The organism is Flavobacterium sp. (assembly GCF_043722275.1).
Lineage (GTDB): Bacteria > Bacteroidota > Bacteroidia > Flavobacteriales > Flavobacteriaceae > Flavobacterium.
This window is the reverse complement of sequence record NZ_JAYSPC010000020.1, coordinates 1-3,272: the sequence shown is the minus strand read 5'-3', so window position 1 is coordinate 3,272 and position 3,272 is coordinate 1. Positions and strand designations below refer to the sequence as shown.

General features: G+C 32.2%; 4 protein-coding genes. All 4 read left to right on the top strand.

The features are described 5' to 3' along the window. The first annotated feature begins 281 nt into the window (after positions 1-281). Positions 282-1,142, top strand: coding sequence for a serine protease (locus ACHZDT_RS02870; RefSeq protein WP_394773156.1), 861 nt, complete (start codon positions 282-284; stop codon positions 1,140-1,142). A 568-nt stretch (positions 1,143-1,710) separates the two neighbouring features. Then, entirely contained in the window at positions 1,711-2,379 is a 669-nt protein-coding gene (locus tag ACHZDT_RS02865; protein ID WP_394773155.1) for a hypothetical protein, read from the top strand. Beyond that, positions 2,379-2,666, top strand: a complete 288-nt coding sequence (locus ACHZDT_RS02860) for a hypothetical protein (RefSeq protein WP_394773154.1) — start codon at positions 2,379-2,381, stop codon at positions 2,664-2,666. The genes ACHZDT_RS02865 and ACHZDT_RS02860 overlap by 1 nt, the downstream gene beginning before the upstream one ends. A gap of 415 nt (positions 2,667-3,081) precedes the next feature. After that, a partial coding sequence (locus ACHZDT_RS02855; RefSeq protein WP_394773153.1) for a hypothetical protein occupies positions 3,082-3,272 on the top strand: 191 nt, incomplete at its 3' end.

The window sequence follows — 3,272 nt, the reverse complement described above, 5'->3', positions numbered from 1 at the left end:
GGGCTTTTGGTTGTAAACTTTTACTTTTTTATCTTTATTGGGCAGCAGTTCCGGGCAGGACGAGCAATGAATTCCACACCTGCAGCAATACCTGTTCGTTGTATGCAAGCGGTGTGACCGTTCCAAAATGGACATACCGTTGGACAATGAACTTTATTTTTTTAAAGTGTTTAAATATCGCTTGGCTTTTTTGGCTTTGACACATTTTAGCACTTTCACTATACACAGAACCTTGACGCAAAAGAGTTAAAATATTGCTAACACACATAAAAACAACTAACATGAGATTAATAATTTTATCTATTCTAATAACATTTTCAGCTTCTTTGTTTAGTCAATCATTAAGCCCCGAAAAAGTTGCAAAAATAAAATCAAGCACAGTTCAAATTATTACAGACTCTATGGAAGGGACAGGCTTTTTTATAAATTCAAAAGGCACTATAGCTACTTGTTTACATGTGATTTTAAATGCTCTTACTTATAAAACACCTATTCGTGCAAGAAATAATAAAGGTGAAATAATTGAACTTGAATTACCTCAATTTACTGATAGCGGTACAGTTTACGCCGTTGCTTACGATTTATGTATTTTAACTCCAAAAAATACTTTTACAAAAACTGTTTCCTTTTTAAAATTTGGTGATTTCAATAAATTACAGGAAGGACAAGAAATATATACTTGCGGCTATCCTTTTGGAGATACAAGCCAATTTATTTCAAAAGGTATAATATCAACAAAAATGGCAAGACCTTCAACAGCAAACTTCCCAGGACTAAGCATTACAAAAATGCGACAGGAATTATTATTAGATTTAACCAGCAATCACGGTAATTCAGGTGGAGCATTAATGAAACTAAATCCTTTGTCAAAAGATGATGAAATTATAGGAATAATTGATTATACCATTACGCCTCTTAGCAAAAAGTTAGATTCTATAACCAATGTCCTTTCTCAAAGTAATTGGGCAGGAATTTCGTTTGGAACAACAACAGATGCTAATGGACAAGTTATTTCAGGAGGATATAATCCAATAACGACATCATTATTATTTGCAAGTTTTTTCAATACCATAACATACGGTATTAACGGAGCTGTCTCCGTAAATCACCTTTCTCAATTAATAAAGGAAATGAAAAAGTAGTGTTTAGTTTTAATATCTGTATAATTGAATCTTGGGTAAGATAAATTTTACCGACATCTTTATTTACTTTAGTAACCTTGCATGAATAAAGAGATACTGACAATAAAATAAGTGTAAATAATTTTCTGTATGCCATAATAAAATGTTTTTAAAATTAAAAAATGTAATTTTGAAACGGCAACAGAAAATATTAGACAAAGCATTCCGATTAAGCCTTCTCGTAAAAGGCTTTTTCATTTTCCCCTAACCAAGCGATATTTCAAAGAACTAAAGCAGACGATTCAAAAACCCTTCTACACAATTAAAACCATTTCGTTCGACAAATCCGCCTGCATACAACATAAGTATTGCCGCAAATGGGGCTAGACGTTGTAACAATCATCAGTAAATCGCTATTGTGCATCATCCAGGCTTGACAAGCAATACTGGGCTTTTAGTTGTTAAATTGTACTTTTAAATCTTTATTCATCCTCGGTTGCGGTCGGACACAGCAGCAAATATCCCATCTGCGGCAATACCCTACCGTTGGCTGTAATTATTCGACACCCTAAAAATTTGAACCTTTTATATGGACAAAAAAGATTGGAAATTTTTAATTTGGATTTCTGTTATATCAATACCGATTGCTTGGCTTGTTAAATATCTTAACGACCAATCAACGACTACCACCTCATTTTGGTTATCGTTAGTTGGAACAATTCTCACTTTAATTGGTTTGACATTTACTATCTATCAACAATTCAAAATTAAGAGAACATCCGAACAAATTAGAAATAACTCAGACACCATTTACAATAACATAAAAAAAGAATTAAATTCATTTCATTATACCAAGGCAATTAGTTTGACCAATGAAATTGAAGACAAACTAAGAAGTCTTGAATACCCTGTAGCATTGGCACTTATTAAACAGCTTCAAGAAACGTTGACCGAATGTAGAAAAATCTACACTATAGACTTTTCCAAACAATTAGACAAATGCTGCGAATGTATTGACAATCAAAAAGGTAAATCATTTGCACAAATAGTTCAAGAATGTAAGGACAAATGTGAAGCAGAAAGTAATGAAACAATAAAAAAAATAAACAAGAAAATATCGAATCACTACATTAGACTACACAGCCAAATTTCATCAAATAACGCTAACTTTGCGACAGAACCGTTAGTAAAAGATGTTTTAATTCTAAGAAATACATTAAATACAGTTAGAACTTCCCCACTAAACATATTCAATTAATGGAAATAACTAAATCAAATATTGACACTCTAATATCACAATCTTTAAGTGGACAACTTGAATGGTACACTTATGGTGAAGCTCCTTGTTTTAATTGCGATATAAATAATGAAACAGTTATTATTTGCAAATACATCAATAAAGCAAATCAAATTACAGTTTCTTTCTCTTGCACAGACGATTGGGGAAATATCACATCAGAAACTGATTTAATTGATGGAGATATATTTCAAAATCTTTCTGAATTTTACGACAAAATTAAAGATAAAGTAAGGGTAGAAATATAACTACAGCCAACATGGGGTTTTGCAATATGGTGGCTGGACGTTGTTAGCTTCGGCATTTTATCGCTATCAGCGGCAGTTCCAGCGGACGTAATTCTTATGGGCTTTTGTTTGTTATCTTCATCTTTTGTATTTTTATTGTGCATCAGTTCCAGGCTTGACGTTTTTCAAAATCCACCACATCGCAAAGCCCTAACGTTGTACGCAATTATATATGCTTCAAATCCGCACAGTCTTAGTTATTGTAAGTATAATGTTTCTCGGATGTAAAAATTCTAGCAAAGTCAAATTGCCTGAAAGTAAATATTCATCGACTTGGATGTATTTAAATATCCGAGCAAATGGAAAGGAATTTTCGGTCTTAGAAAGTGACACTTCTTTGCAAATTCATTTGCTTGGAAACCCAAAAGACTCAATCTTGGCTTTTAAAATTACAAATGCTGAAAAAGACAGTTTATTTACGTGGTCTGAAAAATTACTTGATAAAAAAGAAAGTCCAACAAAATTTTGTACTGATTATTTTGGTAAACTTGATATCAAAATTGTTTACAGTGATCAAGTGACAAAAAAAGTAGAATACACTTCGATTTGTGAATGGCAAAATCTTGA